The 20,483-nt window shown below is 67.9% G+C and carries 20 protein-coding genes; 15 read left to right on the top strand and 5 right to left on the bottom strand.

Annotated elements, in window-relative coordinates; translation table 11 throughout:
- Position 1: 1 nt before the first annotated feature.
- The 11 genes from ACFWUP_RS18545 to ACFWUP_RS18495 all read left to right on the top strand — a co-directional run bounded on the left by ACFWUP_RS18545 (position 2) and on the right by ACFWUP_RS18495 (position 11,513).
- Positions 2-1,000 carry a peptidase MA family metallohydrolase gene (locus ACFWUP_RS18545; protein WP_379235776.1) on the top strand — a complete coding sequence of 333 codons (999 nt, stop codon included), beginning with the start codon at positions 2-4 and terminating at the stop codon, positions 998-1,000.
- 76 nt (positions 1,001-1,076) lie between these two features.
- Positions 1,077-2,204, top strand: coding sequence for a glycosyltransferase family 4 protein (locus ACFWUP_RS18540; RefSeq protein ID WP_379235775.1), 1,128 nt, complete (start codon positions 1,077-1,079; stop codon positions 2,202-2,204).
- A 43-nt stretch (positions 2,205-2,247) separates the two neighbouring features.
- Positions 2,248-2,640, top strand: a complete 393-nt coding sequence (locus ACFWUP_RS18535) for a polyketide cyclase / dehydrase and lipid transport (protein WP_379235773.1) — start codon at positions 2,248-2,250, stop codon at positions 2,638-2,640.
- A gap of 35 nt (positions 2,641-2,675) precedes the next feature.
- Positions 2,676-3,113 carry an SRPBCC family protein gene (locus tag ACFWUP_RS18530; protein ID WP_379235771.1) on the top strand — a complete coding sequence of 146 codons (438 nt, stop codon included), beginning with the start codon at positions 2,676-2,678 and terminating at the stop codon, positions 3,111-3,113.
- Positions 3,110-4,390 carry an ArsA family ATPase gene (locus tag ACFWUP_RS18525; RefSeq protein WP_379236026.1) on the top strand — a complete coding sequence of 427 codons (1,281 nt, stop codon included), beginning with the start codon at positions 3,110-3,112 and terminating at the stop codon, positions 4,388-4,390. The genes ACFWUP_RS18530 and ACFWUP_RS18525 overlap by 4 nt, the downstream gene beginning before the upstream one ends.
- Entirely contained in the window at positions 4,380-5,141 is a 762-nt protein-coding gene (locus tag ACFWUP_RS18520; RefSeq protein ID WP_379235770.1) for a hypothetical protein, read from the top strand. The genes ACFWUP_RS18525 and ACFWUP_RS18520 overlap by 11 nt, the downstream gene beginning before the upstream one ends.
- On the top strand, positions 5,138-6,133 hold the full coding sequence (locus ACFWUP_RS18515; protein ID WP_379235768.1) for an ROK family protein: 996 nt from the start codon (positions 5,138-5,140) through the stop codon (positions 6,131-6,133). The genes ACFWUP_RS18520 and ACFWUP_RS18515 overlap by 4 nt, the downstream gene beginning before the upstream one ends.
- 118 nt (positions 6,134-6,251) lie before the next feature.
- The gene (locus ACFWUP_RS18510) at positions 6,252-6,980 is read left to right on the top strand and encodes a lysophospholipid acyltransferase family protein (protein ID WP_379236025.1); all 729 of its coding nucleotides are present in this window, start codon (positions 6,252-6,254) and stop codon (positions 6,978-6,980) included.
- Between the two features lie 183 nt (positions 6,981-7,163).
- Complete coding sequence (locus tag ACFWUP_RS18505; RefSeq protein ID WP_379235766.1) at positions 7,164-8,549, top strand: ABC1 kinase family protein; 1,386 nt, start codon at positions 7,164-7,166, stop codon at positions 8,547-8,549.
- An 87-nt stretch (positions 8,550-8,636) separates the two neighbouring features.
- A complete protein-coding gene (locus tag ACFWUP_RS18500) occupies positions 8,637-10,190 on the top strand; it encodes an alkaline phosphatase D family protein (protein ID WP_379235764.1) in 1,554 nt (517 codons plus the stop codon).
- A gap of 51 nt (positions 10,191-10,241) precedes the next feature.
- A complete protein-coding gene (locus tag ACFWUP_RS18495; RefSeq protein ID WP_379235762.1) occupies positions 10,242-11,513 on the top strand; it encodes an FAD-dependent oxidoreductase in 1,272 nt (423 codons plus the stop codon).
- A 381-nt stretch (positions 11,514-11,894) separates the two neighbouring features.
- Here the strand turns inward: ACFWUP_RS18495 and ACFWUP_RS18490 are convergent, their stop codons facing one another.
- Both ACFWUP_RS18490 and ACFWUP_RS18485 read right to left on the bottom strand, forming a co-directional pair.
- The gene (locus ACFWUP_RS18490) at positions 11,895-12,311 is read right to left on the bottom strand and encodes a cytochrome c oxidase subunit 4 (protein WP_379235760.1); all 417 of its coding nucleotides are present in this window, start codon (positions 12,309-12,311) and stop codon (positions 11,895-11,897) included.
- A gap of 10 nt (positions 12,312-12,321) precedes the next feature.
- A complete protein-coding gene (locus ACFWUP_RS18485) occupies positions 12,322-13,317 on the bottom strand; it encodes a cytochrome c oxidase subunit II (protein ID WP_379236023.1) in 996 nt (331 codons plus the stop codon).
- 475 nt (positions 13,318-13,792) lie between these two features.
- On the opposite strand from ACFWUP_RS18485, the gene asnB reads away from it, so the two are divergent.
- The gene (asnB, locus tag ACFWUP_RS18480; RefSeq protein WP_379236021.1) at positions 13,793-15,736 is read left to right on the top strand and encodes an asparagine synthase (glutamine-hydrolyzing); all 1,944 of its coding nucleotides are present in this window, start codon (positions 13,793-13,795) and stop codon (positions 15,734-15,736) included.
- Positions 15,737-15,851: 115 nt separating this feature from the next.
- On the opposite strand, the gene ACFWUP_RS18475 is transcribed toward asnB, so the two are convergent.
- Together ACFWUP_RS18475 and ACFWUP_RS18470 are read right to left on the bottom strand one after the other, a co-directional pair.
- Positions 15,852-16,778 (bottom strand): carbohydrate kinase family protein, encoded by a 927-nt coding sequence (locus ACFWUP_RS18475; RefSeq protein ID WP_379236019.1) that lies wholly within the window; start codon positions 16,776-16,778, stop codon positions 15,852-15,854.
- Positions 16,779-16,999: 221 nt separating this feature from the next.
- Positions 17,000-17,356 carry an iron-sulfur cluster assembly accessory protein gene (locus ACFWUP_RS18470; RefSeq protein WP_056816608.1) on the bottom strand — a complete coding sequence of 119 codons (357 nt, stop codon included), beginning with the start codon at positions 17,354-17,356 and terminating at the stop codon, positions 17,000-17,002.
- A gap of 315 nt (positions 17,357-17,671) precedes the next feature.
- Between ACFWUP_RS18470 and ACFWUP_RS18465 the strand changes: the two genes are divergently transcribed.
- The gene (locus tag ACFWUP_RS18465) at positions 17,672-18,271 is read left to right on the top strand and encodes a DUF3043 domain-containing protein (protein WP_379236017.1); all 600 of its coding nucleotides are present in this window, start codon (positions 17,672-17,674) and stop codon (positions 18,269-18,271) included.
- A 58-nt stretch (positions 18,272-18,329) separates the two neighbouring features.
- On the opposite strand, the gene ACFWUP_RS18460 is transcribed toward ACFWUP_RS18465, so the two are convergent.
- A complete protein-coding gene (locus tag ACFWUP_RS18460) occupies positions 18,330-18,497 on the bottom strand; it encodes a hypothetical protein (RefSeq protein ID WP_379235758.1) in 168 nt (55 codons plus the stop codon).
- A gap of 85 nt (positions 18,498-18,582) precedes the next feature.
- On the opposite strand from ACFWUP_RS18460, the gene ACFWUP_RS18455 reads away from it, so the two are divergent.
- Positions 18,583-19,536, top strand: coding sequence for a helix-turn-helix domain-containing protein (locus ACFWUP_RS18455; RefSeq protein WP_379235756.1), 954 nt, complete (start codon positions 18,583-18,585; stop codon positions 19,534-19,536).
- A gap of 183 nt (positions 19,537-19,719) precedes the next feature.
- Entirely contained in the window at positions 19,720-20,460 is a 741-nt protein-coding gene (locus ACFWUP_RS18450) for a response regulator transcription factor (RefSeq protein WP_379235754.1), read from the top strand.
- The last annotated feature ends 23 nt before the right edge of the window (positions 20,461-20,483 follow it).

Genomic DNA, 20,483 nt, shown 5'->3' with positions numbered 1-20,483 from the left:
GGTGACCGATCCGTCCCCCCGCTCGGGCCTGCGTTCGTGGTTCTCGTCGAACGGCCGCCTGGAATTCTGTATCACCCTCGCCTCGGTCACGCTGTTGACCGGGGCGTGCGTCGCGCTGATCCTGGTGCCGCGCAACGTGGGTCCGTTGCAGCTGGCCACCGACGAGGCCGAGGTGCTCGACACCTCCGAGGGCACCGACAATCCGCGCCTGAGTCCGGTGCGTCGGGATCTGCAGCCCTACGGCCCGATCCTGGTGCGTGAAGTCGCCGAATCCGAGGCGCTGCTGGTGGCCCATCCCAGCCATCGCGCTGACCTCGATGCCCTCGAACATCAACTGGGCCCGGCCATTTCGGATGTGAGTGCCGTGTGGGGTACCGACTGGAATCGCGCGCCCGTTGTGGTGGTGGCGAGCACGTCCGCCGAGTTCACCGCGCTGACGAGGTCCGCGGGTAGCACCGGCGCCGATGTGGCGGCGGTGTCGCTCACCGGTTCCTACGTCCCTGGCACTCAGCCCACCGACCAACGCATCGTGTTCAATCCCGACGCGCGCCGTCGAGTCGGCGACGAGGGCCTCGCCACGCTGCTGCGCCACGAACTCACCCACGTCGCCACCAGGGCCGACACCATCGACGGCGCACCACTGTGGATGGTGGAGGGCTTCGCCGAGTATGTCGCCCAGCGCGACCAGGCCACCACGTTCTCCCAGATCGCGCCCACGCTGACCACCCGATTACGCGCGGGCACCCTGCCCGCCGATCTGGTCTCCGATGCCGATTTCACGGGCGTCGACGCGGCCTACGCCTACGAGAGCGCGTGGAGCGTCTGCGCGTTCCTCGCCGATCACTACGGCACCACCGCCCTCACCACCTTGTACAAGCGCCTGGCGACCGGCCCGCAGTCCCCCACGGCACAGGACGCCGCGTTCACCGCCGTGCTCGGTACCTCATGGGCCGAGTTGGTGGACGAATGGCGAGCCTGGTTGCGCGGCCGCGCTGTGTAAAACCACGTGCTGCGTCATCAGATGCTGTGTGACCACGTCCGCCCACCTGTCAGCCGACCGATTAGGTTGTTCTCTTATGGCCCGAACTCTGCTGGTGACCAACGATTTCCCGCCTCGGCCGGGCGGAATCCAGTCATATCTGCAGGCACTGTCGAATCAACTGCCGCCCGAGGACCTGGTGGTCTACGCCCCGCGCTGGCGCGGTGACAGCCACGAGAAGTTCGATGCCGCGCAGAAGTTCCAGGTGGTGCGTCATCCGAGCACGCTGATGCTGCCGACGCCAGCGGTCATCAAGCGAGCGAGCGCGCTGCTGCGGGAAAATGATTGCGACACAGTGTGGTTCGGCGCGGCCGCGCCTCTTGCGGCGATGGCGCCGATGCTGCGACGGGCGGGTGCCGAACGCATTCTGGCCAGTACGCACGGGCACGAGGTCGGCTGGTCGATGCTGCCGGGGTCGCGGCAGGTGCTGCGGTCGATCGGTGAGCACACCGATGTGGTGACCTATGTCAGCAAGTACACCCGTGGCCGCTTCGCCTCGGCCTTCGGTCCGCGCGCGGCGTTGGAGCACCTGCCGCCGGGCGTCGACCCCGCCGAATTCCGGCCCGACCCGGCTGCAAGGGCTGAGTTGCGCGCCCGCTACTCACTTGGTGAGCGCCCGACCGTGCTGTCCCTGTCGCGGCTGGTCCCGCGCAAGGGCCAGGACATGCTGATCGTGGCGATGAACGAGATCCGTGAGCGCGTCGACGGCGCGGTGCTCGTGATCGCAGGCGGTGGGCCCTACGAACCGCGGCTGCGCGCGCTGGCCGAGGCGCTGGGTGTGGGCGACAGTGTCGTGTTCACCGGGCGCGTCCCCTCGGGCGAACTGGCCGCCCACCACACGATCGCCGATGTGTTCGCGATGCCGTGCCGCACGCGCGGAGCAGGCCTGGACGTGGAGGGTCTCGGGATCGTGTTCCTCGAGGCCTCGGCGACCGGGGTGCCGGTCGTGGCCGGTGATTCCGGTGGCGCCCCCGAGACCGTGCGCGAGGGCGAGACCGGCATCGTGGTGCACGGACGCTCGGTGGCCCAGATCAGCGACGCCATCGTCGAACTGCTGACCGACCGGGACAAGGCCGCCGAGATGGGCGCCGCGGGCCGGGCCTGGGTGGAGCAGAACTGGCACTGGGACCGTCAAGGCGCCCGCCTGCGGCACCTGCTGCGGTGACACCTCGGCCGGGCCCGGCGCGGCGTGAACTACGCTCAGCCGGGTGAGCAGTATCCAGGTCGCAGATCAGACCTTTCTCGCCGCACCGGGCGCCGCGATCGCCGAGGTGCTCAATGCCGCGAACAATTGGCGCCGCTGGTGGCCCGATCTGCGCCTCGACGTGCGTGAGGATCGCGGCGACAAGGGCATCCGCTGGACGGTGGCAGGCGCACTGACCGGCACCATGGAGGTATGGCTAGAGGCCGTCCCCGACGGAGCGATCCTGCACTACTTCCTGCACGCCGAACCCGCGACCGAACCGAAGTCGCCGCGCGCACTGGCCGCGGCGAATCGGTCCCGCCGGGTCGCGGGCCGCAACATGGCGTTCGAACTCAAGGCAAGGCTCGAAGCAGGTCGACCGGCAGGCGTCGCGCCTGCGGTCGCCACCGCCTCCTGACCGGCATCGTTCCCAGACAGAAAGAGCTTGCTTTCATGGCTGACCGGACTCAGAGATCGATCCTGATCGACGCCCCCTCGCAGCAGGTGATGGCCGTCATCGCGGATCTGGAGTCCTACCCGGAGTGGGTGGCCGCCGCGAAGTCGGTCGAAGTCATCGACCGTGACGCCGAAGGACGCGCGGCCACTGCCCGTTTCGTGCTCGACGCGGGCGTTGTCAAGGACACCTACGTGCTGTCCTACTCCTGGCGCGCCGACGGCAAGGCGGTGAGCTGGCGGCTGCTCAGCGGTGACCTGCAGAAGGCCCAGGACGGCAGCTACGAACTCCTGGACGCGCCCGGCGGCGGCACCGAGGTGGTCTACGAACTGACCGTCGACCTGAACATCCCGATGATCGGCATGTTCAAACGCAAAGCCGAGAAGGTCATCACCGATACCGCGCTCACCGAGCTCAAGAAGCGGGTCGAAGGCTGAGCGCGCCGGGCGTTACTCGCGTCGAACTGTTCGTCGGCAAGGGTGGTGTCGGGAAGACGACCCTCGCCTGCGCGACGAGCATGACCTATGCCCGCTCCGGTCAGCGCGTGCTGATCGCCTCGCTGGATCAGGCCCATTCGCTCGGCGACGCGCTCGGATTCCGTTTCCCGCACGATCCGGGCACCGTCGCCGGGGTCACCAGGGTGGCGCCCGGCATCGAGGTGATCGAGATCGACTCCCTCGCCCTGCTCGAGGACCGATTCCGCGATGTGGTGGCGATGCTGGCCAAGGGCGGCGGCCACGATCACGGCTTCGACCTGGCCGCCCTCGACCCGGCCGAGTTGACCGGCCTGCCCGGCGTGCAGGAACTGCTGATGCTGGTCGAGATCGGCCAGTACGCCGAGGAGAACGACTGGGACGTCATCGTCGTGGACTGCCCGCCCTCGGCCGATATGCTCCGCATCATCACCGCGCCGGACACCATGCTCAACTATCTCGAACGGCTGTGGCCCAAGCACGAACGCACGATGAGCGCGATCGGCCTCGACCTGCGCAAGGCGGTGCTCGCCGCCGCGGTGGAACGGATCGTCGTCGCCGTGACCCAGGTCCGTGACCTGCTCGCCGACCGCACCCGCACCAGCGCCCGCCTGATCACCGGCCCCGAACAGGTCGCCGTCGCCGAGGCGCGCCGGGTGCGTTCGGCGGCCGCGCTGCTCGGCCTGCGGATGGACGCGGTGGTGGTCAACAAGGTCCTCGCGCCGGTGCCGCCGCCCGGTGACAACGCTCATCCAGCCGTGCACTGGTACCTCAACCGCCGTGCCGAACAACTCGAAGTGGTGGCCCGGCTGCACGAACAACTCACCGACGTCCCGATCCTGATCGCCCAGCACGCCGGTGCCGAACCGGTGGGGGTGAATTCGCTGGCGGCGTTCTCCCATTCGGTCGACACGCTGCCCGCCGCGCACGCTCAGACCCCCGAATCGGGCGAACCGATGGTTCGATGGGAGTCCGGCTCCGGTGTCGACTCCGTGTACGCGATGCGGATGCGGCTGCCGGTGGTCGATCCCGGCACCTTGCGGCTGGGCCGAGTGGAGGACGATCTGATCGTGGGAGCCGACGGGGTACGCACGCGCGTACGGCTCGCGCCGGTGCTGCGACGCTGCACGGTGGCGGGCGCCGAGCTCGAAACCGGTCATCTCGTGGTCCGCTTCCGGCCCGATCCGCGGGTGTGGCCCGCCGATCCGAACTACACGAAGGCCACCGCAGATGAGCACTGATCGCCAGTCCGAGCGCCACGGCCACGACGGCTTCGCCGAGTTCACCGAGGAGCTGCGCCTACTCGCCGAAGTCCTGCTCGCCAAGGTCGAACCCGTCCTGCGCCGCACCGCCGCCGACGGCCAGGCCGATCTGGGCGGCTGCGCCTGGTGCCCGGTCTGCGCGGCCGCCGCCCTGGTCCGCGGCGACCACCACGACGTCGTCGCCGCCCTCGCCGACCACGGCACTTCGATGGTGACGGTCCTGCGCGAAGCCCTCGCGGGCATCCCCGTCGAGCCGGTCCTCCCGCCGGAGTGGTCCGAACATGGTGCGGGACACCAGCATTCATCCCACGGTGCGACAAACGGCGGCGAGGCGACCGGCCACGATCAGACGCCGGGCGCCGGGACGACTCCTCCGTCGCAGCACCCGGGTGAGTCGGCGTCGGGCGCGCCGGGCCGACCGCGATACACCGCCGCCGAACATGCCGACGTCGCGAGTGGCGGCGCCTCCCGTGGCGCGCCCCGCCGAACCGAGCCCACCGCGCGTCCGCGCCGGGTGGACGAGTACGCGGCCCCGCGACCACCCCGCACTCCGCAGGCACCACACATCGCCCCCGAATCCGGTGAGGCCGCAAGTGCTTCGGACGCAGGCGCCTTCGCCACCGCGCCACCGAAGGGCGAACGCCGCCGACCCGCCCCCGAGGATCGATCGACCACCGCCCGCGCGCCACGCTCGCAATATGTCGACATTCCGGTGACGATCCGGGGATGACCAGCCGGATCGACCCTCAACACCTGCTCACCGTCGGAATCGACGTGGGCGGCACGAACATTCGCGCCTCGGTGGTCGACGTCGACGGCGAGGTGCTGGACACCGTGCAGGCGCCGACCCCGCATTCGGCGCGCGCACTCGAGGACGCCATCGACCGCTCGGTGCGCGAGCTGGCCCGGCGCCACCCGATCGCGGCGGTCGGGCTGGCCGTGGCCGGTTTCATCTCGACCGATCAGTCGACGGTCCTGTTCGCCCCGCACCTGCCGTGGCAGAACGCCCCTGTCGCCCAACGCCTCAGCGCGCGCCTCGGCCTGCCGGTGATCCTCGAACACGACGCGAACGCTGCGGGCTGGGCCGAATACCGCTTCGGTGCGGCGGCGGGCGGACGCACGGTGGTGCTCGTCGCGATCGGCACCGGTATCGGCGCCGCCCTGCTCATCGACGGTCAGCTCTACCGCGGCAGCCACGGCATCGCCCCCGAACTCGGTCATCTCCAGGTGGTCCCCGAGGGCCGCGCCTGCCCGTGCGGTAAACACGGCTGCTGGGAGCGCTACTGCAGCGGAACGGCCTTGGCCGACACCGCCATCGAAATGCTCGCCACCGACCCCGTGCGCTCGGTGTTGGCCCGCGACGTGCTCCGCGACCCGGGCTCGCTCACCGGCCGCCGCGTCGCGGGTGCCGCCCAGGACGGCGATCCACTGGCTGTGCGGGTGATGGCCGACTTCGCCCGCTGGCTCGGCCTCGGCCTGGCTTTCGTCAGTGACCTGTTCGATCCCGACCTCGTGGTGATCGCGGGCGGGGTGAGCAGTTCGGCGCCGCTGTTCCTCGACGAGGCCCGCGAGCACTACGCCGGCGCGGTCACCGGCGCCGGGCATCGACCGCTTGCCCGTCTGCGCACCACCCAGCTCGGCGAGGCCGCCGGCATGATCGGCGCCGCGGAATTGGCCAGGGCGGCGGTTGACGCGCCACTGGCCGGGCATCCAAGGAGATGACAGTCACATTCATGCAGGTCGGCTACCAGCCTGGGTTGGTTGTGACCTGGAACCACCGGTAAAGTCGTTGTCCGACGAGGCTCTACACAACCATCCCGGCCCCTGGGGAAAGGACGCCATGTTCTACTGGCTACTCAAGTTCGTTCTCGTGGGGCCGCTCATGCACCTGTACAACCGGCCGGAGGTCGAAGGCGTCGAGAACATTCCGACCGACGGCCCGGCCATCATGGCGGGCAATCACCTCTCCTTCTCCGACTGGCTGTTCGCTCCCCTGCTGAGCCCGCGCCGGATCAACTACCTGGCCAAGGCCGAGTACTTCACCACCCCCGGTTTCAAGGGTCGCCTGCAGAAGTTCTTCTTCAGCGGCACCGGCCAGTACCCGATCGACCGCAGCGGCGCCTCGGCCGCCGAGGACGCGCTGCGGGCGGCCACCAAACTCCTCGACGAGGGCCGTCTGGTCGGCCTGTACCCCGAGGGCACCCGCTCCCCCGACGGCCGCCTCTACAAGGGCAAGACCGGCATGGCGCGCCTCGCGCTGGAGACCGGCGTCCCGGTGATCCCGGTCGCGGTGATCGGCACCGACAAGGTCTCGCCGCCCGGACCGTTCAAGTGGCGTCGCCAGAAGGTGACGCTGAAGTTCGGTGCGCCCCTTGATTTCTCGCGCTACGAGGGCATGAGCGGTAACCGCTTCGTCGAGCGCGCCGTCACCGACGAGGTGATGTACGAGCTGATGCGCCTGACCGGCCAGGAGTATGTCGACGTGTACGCGCACAGCCTCAAGAAGGGCGTCGCGCCCACCGACAACCAGATCGACGCCACCCGCATCCCCGAGACCAAAGCCGGCTGAAACCGGTTGCGCCGCCCAGCTTGTCGGCGCGCCGGTATCGGTCTCGAAGCACCACCTTTCCGGCAATCGGTTGGGCGACAACCGAACTCGACGTTCGACCTCGACCGTCTGCCATCGTTGCCCGGACGCCCCCGCGTCCGATTGGTAACCTTTGCCCGGACCGGGACCACCCTCAGGTGGTCAGTGGACAGCGAGGTGACCATGGCCGCAGGCGAATCCGACGAGGGTCGCGTCGTGCCGTTCGCCCGTCGCACCGGCCATCCGCCCACCGGGCGGGTCGCCCGTAGCGCTCGGTTGGCCGCGGTGCCCGTCGCCTATGCCGGTCGGCGTATCGCGGGCTTCGGCAAACGCGCGGCAGGACGCGATCCCGCCCAAGTCGACCGCGACATCCGCACCCGCACCGCCGAACACCTCTTCCAGGTACTCGGCGAACTCAAAGGCTGCGTCGCGAAACTGGGCCAATTACTCGGCCTGCTCGAACTCGGCCTCGCCCCCGACTTGGCCGAGCCGTACCGCAAAGCCCTCGCGCGCCTACATGATTCAGCACCGGCGATGCTCCCCGGCGCGGTCCACGCCGAACTCGCCACCCATCTCGGCCCGCACTGGCGCGAACTGTTCGTCGAGTTCGACGACCGCGCCTGCGCCGCCGCCTCGGTCGGCCAGGTCCATCGGGCCCGCTGGCACGACGGCACCCAGGTCGCGGTCAAGGTCATGTACCCCGGCGCCCGCCGTGCCGTTCTGGCCGACCTGCAGGCCCTGCGTCGCGCGATCCCGCTGTTCACCGCCCTGTTGCCCGGCGCCGACACCCGCCCGGTGGTCGAGGCCCTGTGCAGCGAGATCCGCGACGAGCTCGACTACGCCCGCGAGGCAGACAACCAGCGCGCCTTCGCCGCGACCTTCGCCGATGACCCCGACGTGGTGGTGAGCCGGGTGATCGCCCAGCGCGGCGACGTCCTCGTCACCGAATGGCTCGACGGAATTCCGCTGCCCCGCTTGATCATTCGCGGTGACGCCGACGAGCTCGATCGCCTCGGTGTGCTCATCCTGCGATTTCTGCTCTCGGCCCCCGCCCGCGCGGCCCTCGTCTACGGCGACGCCCACCCCGGCAACTTCTTACGGATGCCCGACGGCCGCCTCGGCGTCGTCGACTTCGGCGCCTGCACCCCATGGCCCCCCGCCTTCCTCGATGTGGCGGGCGACGTGGGCGCCGCCGTGATCGCAGACTCCCCCGCCGACCTCGAGGCCGCCATCCGCCGCCACGGTTTCGTAGCCCCCGGCGGCGACCTCGACATCACCACCGTCGCCGCCCGCCTCCAAGTCGTCCGCGAAGCCCTCCTGGCCCCCACCTACCCCCTGTCGTCGGCGTGGCTGCGCGAACAGGTCCGTCTGGTCACCGACCTACGCCTGACCAACATCCTGCGCCAACTCACCATGCCGCCCGCCCACACGCCCATCCTGCGCTCCTTCCTCGGCGGCATCGCGGTCCTGTGCCAGCTCCACACCACCGTCCCCCTGCGCACCGAGTGCACCCGCTGGTACCCCGAAACCGCGGCTGCCGCGGGGTTGTAGACGTATCACCCGGACGTTCGGCAGCGTTCATGCTCCGTTGCCTTGCTAACGACCGCATGTTCCGACCGGTGGCGCACCGTGAGAGCTATGGCTGTCTCGGATTTCTCGATGTCTCGGCGCACTCTGTTGCGCGCAACAGGCCTCGGTGTGGTGGCCGCTCCGGCCCTGGTGGCCTGCGGCGACGACGGTCCCGGCTTGGTGCGGGCGCGGCCCACGCTCACGCACGGGATCGCCGTCGGTGATCCGCGCAGTGACGGTGCGCTGATCTGGGCGCGGTCGGACACGCCCGCGACGCTGGTGGTGGAGACCTCGGCGAGCGAGAAGTTCAGTGACGTCAAGCGATTCACCGGACCGCTGCTCACCCCGGCGACCGACGGCACCGGGCGGGTGCGCGTGAACGGTCTACCCGCAGGGCAACTCGTGCATTATCGCGTGCGACTGGAGGGCGAAGGCGGTGCGAGTTCGGAGACGCTGACCGGCGTCTTCCGCACCGCCCCGACCGCGCCGTCCGACATCTCGCTGCTGTGGTCCGGTGATGTGGCGGGCCAGGGTTTCGGCATCAACCCCGAACTCGGCGGCATGAAGGTGTTCGCCACCATGGCCGCCCGCGACCCGCACCTGTTCCTGCACTCCGGCGACTGCATCTACGCCGACAACGCTCTCAAAGAGTCGGTGACGCTGCCCGACGGCCGGATCTGGAAGAACATCACGTCCGAAGCGAAGAACGCGCCCGCCGAAACCCTCGACCAGTTCCGCGGCAACTACGCCTACAACCTCACCGACGACAACTACCGCCGCTTCAATGCCTCGGTCGCCCAGATCGTCCAGTGGGACGACCACGAGACCACCAACAACTGGTCCCCGGGCGGCACGGTCGCCGCCGACAAGGGCTACACCGAGCGCAGCATGGACACCCTCGCGACGCGCTCCTGGCAGGCCTTCCACGAGTGGATGCCCTTGGAGCCCAAGGAAGCTGTCGACGGCAGGCTCTACCGCAAGATCTCCTACGGCCCGCTCCTTGACGTCTTCGTCCTGGACATGCGCGCCTACAAGGACGCCAACACCGCGAACACCGCACCCACCGGCCAAACCCTCGGCGCCGCCCAGACCAAGTGGCTCACCGACGGCCTGCGCGACTCCAAGGCCACCTGGAAGATCGTCGCCGCCGACCTGCCGCTCGGCGTCGTCGTCCCCGACGGCAAGACCGCGTTCGAAGGCCCCGCCAACGCCGCTCCCGGCGCACCCTCGGGCCGCGAAACCGAGATCGCCCAGGTGCTCTCGTCGATCAAGGCGAACAAGGTCGCCGATGTCGTCTGGCTCACCGCCGACGTCCACTACACCGCCGCGCACCACTACTCCCCCGCCCGCGCCGCCTTCACCGATTTCGACGAGTTCTGGGAGTTCGTCTCGGGCCCGCTCAACGCGGGCGCGTTCGGCCCGAACCCTCTCGACCCCACCTTCGGACCCGAAGCGGTGTACGTCCACGCTCCGCCGACCCCCAACACCTCACCCATGGACCCGGAGTACCAACACTTCGGTGAGGTGAAGATCGACGGCCGCTCGAGCGAAATGACCGTCAACTTGTGCGACGCGACCGGAAAAGTCCTGTTCACCAAACAACTCGCCCCCACGCGGAAATAGGTGCGAAGTACCCTGCGCAAGAACCGCGCACCTATGGTTAGCTATGCGGTCATGGGCACGCCGCATACCGTCATCTCCGAAGAATATCTCCCCACCGACACGGCGGATGTCGTTCGCACTGTGCGTGATTCGCGCGACCGGTCCGAACAGTTGACGGTGCGCGGCGGTGAGCAGACCGAAGAGTCCTACGGCATGACCGATCAGCGCGGGGTGCTCTCGCTGCGCAAGATGAACTCGGTGCTCGACATCAACCTGGGTCGACGCACCGTGCGCGTGCAGGCGGGCGCGAAACTGTCCGAGATCGACCGTCGCCTCGGCGCGCACGGTCTCGGTCTGCCGGTGGTGGGCGATCATCGCGACATCACCGCGGGCGGTTTCGCCTCCGTCGGCGGGGTGAGCACCGCCTCGCACCGCTACGGGATGTTCATCGACCAGATCGTCGACCTCGAGTATGTCGACCCCGACGGCCGGATCGGCACCTGCGGGCGCGGCCACCACACCGAACGTTTCCACCGCATCCTCGGTGCGGGCGGGCGCGCGGGCATCATCACCGCGCTGACTCTGGACGTGGTGGAGGTCGACAAAGACTACACCATGCTCACCACCGACGCCGACCGGTTCCTCGACTTCGACTCCTTCGTCGAGCACGCGACCAACGAGATCACCAACCCCGGCAGCGCGGCCCTGCAGGTCGGCCGCTGGGTCGACACCGCCCCGCTGAAGGTGGCGCGCCCCGTCGGCGCCGGTCAGGTGACCCTGGGCGCGGTGCGCTTCGGTCAGTGGTCGAGCCTGTACCCGACCGCCCCCACCCGTGGCCTGCGGGCCCGGCGCGAGGTCGGCACGCGCACGCGTAAATCGTTGGGCGCCATCGCTTCCGCCGCGGGCGGACGCGCGGGCATGCCGGTGCGCAACGCGGCGGCGGGCGCGCTGATGTTCGCGCCGAAGGTGCTCACCATGCGCGACGCCGAATACCTGGCCGACACCGTGATCAACTCCTCCGAGCGCGGCCCCGCCTACCGCGTCGGCGTGTTCGCCCCCCTTGCCAACTACGGTTCGGTCTTCTACGGCCTGCACGACCTGTTCTCGGCCCACCGCGAACGTTCGGGCTGCTTCACCGTCATCTCCGCGATGACCTACGGCGTGCGCTCGGAGTACCTGCGCGCCGAAGCCGCTGCCCGCGGCCTCGCCCCCGCCGACTACGGCCTGATCACCTTCACCTGCCGCCTTCGCCCGTCGGCCCTGCCCTCGGAGCAGCTGCGCGAGATCGTCTCGGGCATCGACGACATCTGCCGCTCGGAACAGGCCCTGCGCTACAGCGTGTAGGCCGGTACAGCCCAGGTTCGGTAGTCCCAGAGGTTTGAGCTGTGTTTTTGGAGCGCTGGCGCGCTCGAGCGCGGCCCCCTTGGGGCCGCGGGGGGGGGGGGGGGGGGCGGGCGGGGGGGGGGGGGGGCGCGGGCGCGGGGGTGGGCGGACGGCCCCCTTGGGGCCGCGAGTTAGCCGCCGTTGCTGGAGGCTGCGCCTCGGACGCAACGGCGGCTAACTCGCGGCCGGGCCGCTACGCCGCTTCGCGGCGGACCCTCCTCGAGGTCGGGTCGTGCGGGGCTGGGTTTGTGGGGGACGTGCGGGGGTCCTAGATTTTGGTGGCTGACACATAAAGAGAGGCTCCCACCGTTTTGGTGGGAGCCTCTCTTATGTGTCTGTGGCTCAGTGCTTTTCGGCACCCAGGTAGTACTCGAATACCAGACCGGCGGAGGCGGCGAGCACCAGCACCACGCCGAGGCCGATCAGCCAGAACTGGAAGAACGCCAGGCCCAGAGCGGTGACCGAACCAGCGGCTGCCAGGGTGATGGGCCAGAAGCTACCGGGCGAGAAGAAGCCAAGGTCACCGGCGCCGTCGACGATCTCGGCCTCTTCGTAGTCCTCGGGCCGCAGGTCGATGCGGCGCGCGACGAATCGGAAGTAGGTGCCGATGATCAGCGACAGGCCCGCGGTCAGCACGATCGCGGTGGTGCCTGCCCACTCGATGCCGGTGCGCGACTGAGCGGTGAAGAAGCCGTAGACGATGCCCACCAGGATGAAGAACGCCGTGAGCAGTTCGAAGATCCGCGCTTCGATCCTCATATCAGAATCCTCACTTGCTTTCGTTCAACGAAGCGCTCTTGATGTCGCGCTTGGTGTTGAAGGGGTACGTGGAGGTGGCGATCGGCGACTCACCGATCGACGCGAGCGCCTCACCGTTGGTCATGCCGGACTCACGTGCCTTGATGTACTGGGCGAACTTCTCCGGCGAGACCGCGCGGACTTCGAAGTTCATCATCGAGTGGTACGTGCCGCACATTTCGGCGCAGCGGCCGACGAACGCGCCTTCCTTCTCGATCTCGGAGATCTGGAAGACGTTGTCGGACTGGTTTTCCTTCGGGTTCGGCATCACGTCGCGCTTGAACATGAACTCCGGCACCCAGAAGGCGTGGATCACGTCGGCGGCGGCGAGCTGGAACTCGATGCGCTTGCCGGTGGGCAGCACCAGGACCGGGATCTCGGTGCTGGAACCGAAGGTCTCGACCTTGTCGTAGTGCAGGTACGAGAGGATGTCGTTGGCCGGCTTGCCGTGCAGCGGGCCCGGCTGCGGGTGCCCCGCGTCGTTCTTGAGCTCGCGGTATTCGGCGAGCTGCTCTTCGTTCAGCAGTTCCCGCTCGGTGTCGATGCCGTTCCAGGTGAGACCGCCGACGTTGTTCACGTTGCGGTAGCCGAACTTCCAGTTCCACTGGAAGGCGGTCACGTCGACGGTGACATCGGGGTCGTGCTTCTCGTGGACGTAGTTCTGCACGACCACGGTGAAGTAGAACAGCACCGCGATGATCACGAACGGGATCGCCGTGTAGGTCAGTTCCAGCGACACGTTGTAACCGGTCTGGCGCGGGAACTCCGGGGAGTTCTTGCGCTTGCGGTGGAAGATGACCGTCCAGAAGGTCAGACCCCAGACCAGTACGCCCATGACGAGCGCGGCCAGCACCGACCAGGTCCACAGCTCACGCATCCGGGCGGCTTCGGGGGTGATACCCGACGGCCAACCGAACCGGAGCCAAACATTGTCGATCGAGCAGCCCGAGACGAGCATCGCGGTCATCCCCAGGGATACCGCCAGCCCGGCCCGCCGAAGGATCCGGCCCTGCCGACCCTTCTCGGGTCGTGCCCCGATCTCTTCGCTCGCCTTGTGCGCCACGCTCACGCCTTCCTGGTCGCCACACATTCCGACACATTGCGTCGTCACAGGCGGCGATTCGCCTGTTCCGACACCTCTTCAAAGCAGTTTCAGGCCTCTCGAAGTATTGCCGCTGTGACGCACGCACACCTGAGAAGGACCTGAGTACTACGCAGCGTAGACCAAAGCGGGCACTGTCTTGTCGCGGGGTCACTTTCGACACTCCGCCGTGACCGCGTCGATCTTCGCGACCTGCGGTTTGGCCCTCGTCTGCCCTGCGCGCACCCCGTGTGAGCGGGCGAGCGCGGCGTGTCGGGTGGGTGTGCGGCATACTCGGACACAGCGTTTCGGCCCGTTTTGTGGCCACCCATCATCGATCGAGAGAAGGTTGGGCGACACCGTGTGCGGACTGCTCGGATTCCTGACAGCTGATGCCGCGACGACCGCGGTGGTCGATCAGGTCTACGACGCGCTGCACTGCCAGCGGCATCGTGGCCCCGACAAGAAGGGCACCTGGCACGACGATCACATGATCTTCGGGTTCAACCGCCTGTCGATCATCGATATCGAGCATTCGCACCAGCCGCTGCGCTGGGGCCCGGCGGACAACCCGCAGCGCTACGCGATGACGTTCAACGGCGAGATCTACAACTACCTCGAGCTGCGCGAGCAGCTGGCCACCGAGCACGGCGCCGAGTTCCCCGACGGCAAGATCTTCGCCACCGGCGGTGACGGCGAGGCCATCGTGGCCGCCTTCCACTTCTGGGGCCCCGAGGCCGTGCGCAAGCTGCGCGGCATGTTCGCCTTCGCGATCTGGGATACCGAGACCTCCGAGCTGTTCCTCGCGCGCGACCCGTTCGGCATCAAGCCGCTGTTCATCGCGACCGGCCCCGGCGGCACCGCCTTCGCCAGCGAGAAGAAGAGCCTCCTGGAACTGCTGAGCCCGCTGCAGCTGTCCGACGAACTCGATCCGCGCGCGCTCGAGCACTACACGGTGCTGCAGTACGTGCCGGAGCCCGAGTCGCTGCACAAGAACATCCGTCGCCTCGAATCCGGCAACTACGCCACGGTGAAGGTCGGCCAGGAGCCGGTCACCACCCGCTACTTCCGCCCCGACTTCCGGGTGCGCCCCTTCGTCGCCGGTTCGGAGAAGGCCCGCTACGCCGAAATCGCCGCCGCTTTGGAAGATTCGGTCGCCAAGCACATGCGCGCCGATGTGACCGTCGGTTCGTTCCTGTCCGGCGGCATCGACTCCACCGCCATCGCGGCGCTGGCCATGCGCCACAACCCGAAGCTGATCACCTTCACCACCGGCTTCGAGCGCGAGGGTTACTCCGAGGTCGACGTGGCCGCCGAAAGCGCCGAGCTGATCGGCGCGCGCCACATCGTGAAGGTGGTCTCCCCCGCCGAGTTCGCCGCCGCGATCCCCGAGATCGTCTGGTACCTCGACGACCCGGTCGCCGACCCGGCCCTTGTCCCGCTGTACTTCGTGGCCAAGGAAGCTCGCAAGCACGTCAAGGTGGTGCTCTCCGGTGAGGGTGCCGACGAGCTGTTCGGCGGCTACACGATCTACAAGGAGCCGTTGTCGCTCAAGCCTTTCGAGTACCTGCCCGCCGGCGCGCGCAAGCTGCTCGGCCGCCTCGGCGACAAGATGCCCGACGGCAAGCGCGGCAAGTCCCTGCTCCAGCGCGGCTCGCTGTCCCTGGAAGACCGCTACTACGGCAACGCCCGCAGCTTCAACGATGCCCAACTGCGCGCGGTCCTGCGCGACTTCCGCCCCGAATGGACCCACCAGGACGTCACCGCCCCCATTTACGCCCAGTCCGCGGGCTGGGACCCGGTCGCGCGCATGCAGCACCTCGACCTGTTCACCTGGCTGCGCGGCGACATCCTGGTCAAGGCCGACAAGATGACCATGGCCAACTCCCTGGAACTGCGCGTGCCGTTCCTCGACAACGAGGTCATGCGCGTCGCCGAAGGCATCCCCTTCGACCAGAAGATCACCAAGGAAACCTCCAAGTACGCCCTGCGCCAGGCCCTGGACGGCATCGTCCCCGACCACGTCCTCAACCGCGCCAAGCTCGGCTTCCCGGTCCCCCTGCGCCACTGGCTGCGCGGCACCGAACTCTACGACTGGGCCGAAACCCAGATCGCCGAGTCCCAGACCGACCACCTGCTGAACAAGCCCGCCATCCTCCAAATGCTCCGCGACCACAAGGCAGGCCTCTCCGACCACAGCCGCCGCCTCTGGACCGTCCTGGTCTTCATGGTCTGGCACGGCATCTTCGTCGAGGACCGCATCAAGCCCGACATCCAAGAGCCCGTATACCCGGTCTCCCTCTAACCCACGAACGCCCCCCGGAAATCCCAGGGGGCGTTCGCTTTCAAGATCACCATGTCCTGATGCAGGTCGCCACTCGGTCGATGCTCGCACCATTACATGGTGATCAACGGTCCAACTAGAGCAACACCGACAGGTCGTCGGCGGCGTCGGTACCGTAGGCCTTGGTGAGGCGTTCGAGGGCGTCTTCGGTGTTGAGGGTCCATTCCTGGGTGCCGGTGGTTTCCAGGATGAGGACGGCGATCAGGGAGCCGAGTTGGGCGGCGCGTTCCAGGGATAGGCCTGCGCGGTGTGCGGTGAGGAAGCCGGCCCGGAAGCCGTCGCCGACGCCGGTGGGGTCGACTTTGGCGACCTCGGGGACGACCGCGACGCGGACCTCCGTGCCGTCGGCGTCGACGACGAGCACACCTTCGGAACCCAGGGTCGTGACGCGGATGCCGACCTTGGCGGTGATCTCCGCTTCGCTGAGTCCGGTCTTCTGCTGCAGCAGGGCCCATTCGTACTTGTTGGTGAACAGGTAGGCCGCGCCGTCGACCAGCTCGGTCGCCTGCTCGCCGTCGAGGCGGGCCAGCTGCTGAGACGGATCGGCGGCGTAGGGGATGCCCTGGGCCTTGGCCTGGCGGGTGTGCGCGACCATCGCCTCGGGATCGTTGGCCCCGACCAGCACCAGGTCGATGTCGTGCGCGGCCGCGATGGCGGCGATGTCGATATCGCGCGCCTCGCTCATCGCACCCGGGTAGAACGACGCGATCTGCGCCATCGTCTCATCGGTGGTGCACACGAAACGCGCGGTGTGCGCCTTCTCGGAGATGTGCACCGCCGAGCACTCGACACCGCTGGCCTCCAGCCACTGCCGGTACTCGGCGAAATCGGCGCCGACCGCACCGACCAGCACCGGCCGCTGCTTCAGCAGACCCATCGCGTAGGCGATGTTGCCCGCCACTCCGCCACGGCGGATCTGCAGATCGTCGACGAGGAAGCTCAGGGACACATGATCGAGTTGATCGGCGAGCAGCGCATCGGCGAACCGGCCGGGAAAGCGCATGAGGTGGTCGGTGGCGATGGATGCGGACACGGCAACAGACACGAGGCAGGGCCCCTTCGACGCTAGAGGTAGGAAAACAAAGAAGTCCGGGATCACCGGATCCCGGACTTCAACGTTAGCAAGCGCTACCGCCTGTGGTTCACCTGTTCGCTACCTCGCCACGCAACCACAATGTTCCCGGGCGTGGCACGCGAAGCTCGGCTAACTCGCAGCTCCGAACGTCAGTTGAAGCTGTCGCCGCAGGCGCAGGAACCGGTGGCCTGCGGGTTGTCGATGGTGAAGCCCTGCTTCTCGATGGTGTCGACGAAGTCGATCGAGGCGCCGTCGATGTACGGGGCGCTCATACGGTCGACGGCCAGCTTCACGCCGGAGAACTCGACGACGATGTCACCGTCGAGGATGCGGTCGTCGAAGAACAGCTGGTAACGCAGGCCGGCACAGCCACCGGGCTGCACGGCGATGCGCAGGGCAAGGTCGTCGCGACCCTCCTGGTCGAGCAGCGCCTTCGCCTTGATGGCGGCAGCGTCGGTCAGCGTCGCACCGTGGGTCTCGGTGGCGGTCTCGTTCTGCACAGTCATGGACACTCCTAGTTCGACTCAGCCCGTCAACGGACCTCAGGTGCACAGCGCACGACTGACTTCAACGCTGTCGCAGCAACTGCTATTCCTATTTTGCCACCCTCGGCGCAGCCAGTAGACGCCACCTGGGTGCTTGTGCCCAACACTACGCCCTACAGCGACGTGATCTGCGTCGCAGACCAGCCGGTATGAGACGGGGCCCACCGCTGAGCGGACCGCATTTCCCGATGCTCGGCCTCATCGAATAGCCTGGTGAACGTGAAATTGTTCCGTCGCGACGAGTCCAGCACCATCGACGAGTCCGTCGACCCGTCGGTGTCCGGCTCCGATCAGGCCGCCGCCACCGCTTCGACCACCCCCGGCAAGGGCAGGCCGACGCCGAAAAGGCGTGAGGCAGAAGGCAAACGGCGCGGCCCGGTCGCGCCCGCACCGCTCACCGCCAAGGAAGCCCGCGCTCGCCGCAAGGCCGTCAAGGGGACCAAACAGGACCGCAAGGCCGCCGCGGCCGATCGCCGCGCCGCCGTGCAGGAGCGCCGCGCCCGCATGCTGGCAGGCGAGGACAAGTACCTGCTGCCCCGCGATCAGGGCCCGGTCCGCGCCTACGTGCGCGATCTGGTCGATGCCCGCCGCAACCTGGTCGGCCTGTTCATGCCGATGGCACTGGTGCTGATCCTGTCGATGTTCGTGGCCCCCGGCCTGCAGACCATCGTCACCCTGGCGATGCTGGTGATGATGGTCTTCATGATCATCGAGGGCTTCGTCCTCGGCAAGATCGTGAACAACCGGGTGATCGAGCGATTCCCCGACACCACCGACTCCGGCTTCAAGCTGGGCTGGTACGCCTTCGTCCGCGCCTCCCAGATCCGCAAGATGCGCGCCCCCAAGCCCCGAGTAGGCCCCGGCGACGCGGTCTGAGCTCTTCCTTACTCCCGAATGCCGTCTCATCCAACCGGATGGGACGGCATTCGCGTTCTCAGTGATGACTCGGGCGGATGTAGTCCGCATAGCCCGCGATGGCCTGCAGTTCGGCGTCCATGCGCTGGGCATCTCGGTCGATGATTCCGGTGGAACCGGCGGTGCCGCGACCGATCAGTACGGCGAGTCCGATGATGACGGTGAGGACGATCAGAAAAGTAAGCATGGCAGTAATTTTGCGCTCGATGATTTTCAGCCGAAAGTGGCTGTTCTGTCATTGTGCGTCAAGATTCGGCCAGCTACGATGAGGCATGCTGTCGAAGGTTGCCGTGGTCCTCAACGATCACCTCGCCATGTTCGAATTCGGTGTCGTCTGTGAGGTTTTCGGCCTCGACCGTACCGCCGACGGCCTGCCCGGCTTCGACTTCCGGGTGTGCGGCGCCGAGCCTGGCAAACCACTGCGCTCCACCACCCCTGGCATCTCCGTCGCTCCCGACTTCGGCCTCGATCAGCTCGCCGACGCCGACCTGGTCGCCATCCCGGCCTCCCCGATCGGCCGGTACGACGATCGGGTACTCGAGGCAGTGCGCGACGCCGCCGCGGGGGGCGCGACCGTGCTCACCGTCTGCTCGGGCGCGTTCCTGGCCGGCGCGGCGGGCCTGCTCGACGGCCGCAAGTGCACCACCCACTGGCGCTACGTCGACAAACTCGCCGCGATGTTCCCCGAGGCCACCGTCGACCCGGACGTCCTGTTCGTCGACGAGGGCAACTTGATCACCAGCGCGGGCACCGCCGCCGGCATCGACGCCTGCCTGCACCTGGTGCGCCGCGAGATCGGCACCGCCGCCGCCAACGCCATCGCACGCCGCATGGTCGTCCCCCCGCAGCGCGACGGCGGCCAGCGCCAGTTCATCGAACAACCGGTGCCCGAGTGCAGCTCGGTCGGCCTGTCGACCACCCTGGCCTGGCTCACCGAGAACCTCGCCCACCCGCACACCGTCGACGAGCTGGCGGCCCGTTCGAACATGTCCACCCGCACCTTCGCCCGCCGCTTCGCCGCCGAGACCGGCACCACCCCGGTCAAATGGCTCACCACCCAGCGCGTGCTGTTCGCCAAACAACTCCTCGAGGGCACCGAGATGGCCCTCGAACGCATCGCCGACGAGTCCGGCTTCGGCTCCGGCGCCCTGCTGCGCCACCACTTCCAGCGCCAGGTCGGTATCGCCCCCACCGAATACCGGCGCCGCTTCGGCGCCGCCAGTTGAGCGACCGTCCATTATTTTGCGAATTCCGAACTGGACGCTTTTCCGCACAAAGTGCAGAACTCCGGAGTGCACGAACGAAACGAGTCAGTTACCCTGATACTGACAGGTGAAATCCCGACCGCCCGTAGCAGTGTGGTCGTCAGCGTGGCATTTCGATGCCCAGGACGGTAGGGTATTCGAGCCATGCGTAGCAGCGAACTCACAGAAAAAGATGCCGAGCTCGCCCCGAATTTCCCCGAGCCTCATCTCATCGCCGTCGAACGGTCATGGCGAATTCTTATCGCGGCCGGTTCCGACGCTGTCGGATCACTCGACAGCGAACTTCCCCGCTACGGCCATCAGGTCGCCACCGTGGATACCGGAAGAATGGCGTTGAAACTGTTCGAGCGCGCCGATCTGGTGCTGCTCGATCCCGACCTCCCCGATTTCGACGGATTCGAGGTCTGCCGTTCCATCCGTGCCAGGCACACCGTGCCGATCATCGTGGTCACCGACCGCGATTCCGAATTGGACTGCGTGCTCGGGCTACGCTCGGGCGCCGACGACTACCTCACCCGCCCGTTCGGCATCAGGGAACTGGTCGCCCGCATCGACTCGCTGATGCGCCGGGTCCGCCCGGACCCCGACGGCGAGGCCAGGGCCACGGGGTGCGGCGCGCTGCGCATCGACGAGGGCGCACGCGAGGCCACCCTGCACGGGCGCCCGCTGGCGCTCACCAGGAAAGAGTTCGACCTGCTGCTGATGCTGTCGCGCAGGCCGGGGATCGTGGTGGCGCGCAAGCAGATTCTGGGCGAGGTCTGGGACGGTTCCTGGTCCCAACACACGGTGGACACGCACGTCAGCAGCCTGCGGGCGAAGCTGGGTGCCAGCAATTGGATCGTCGCGGTGCGCGGCATCGGCTTCAAGTTGATGCCACGGGCCTGACCGAGAACGAAAGCCGCCGACTC

Origin of the sequence: Nocardia sp. NPDC058658 (genome assembly GCF_042716665.1) — a bacterium.
Taxonomy (GTDB): Bacteria; Actinomycetota; Actinomycetes; order Mycobacteriales; family Mycobacteriaceae; genus Nocardia.
Note: the sequence above shows the minus strand (reverse complement) of the source record. Positions and strands in the feature narration are given on the sequence as shown.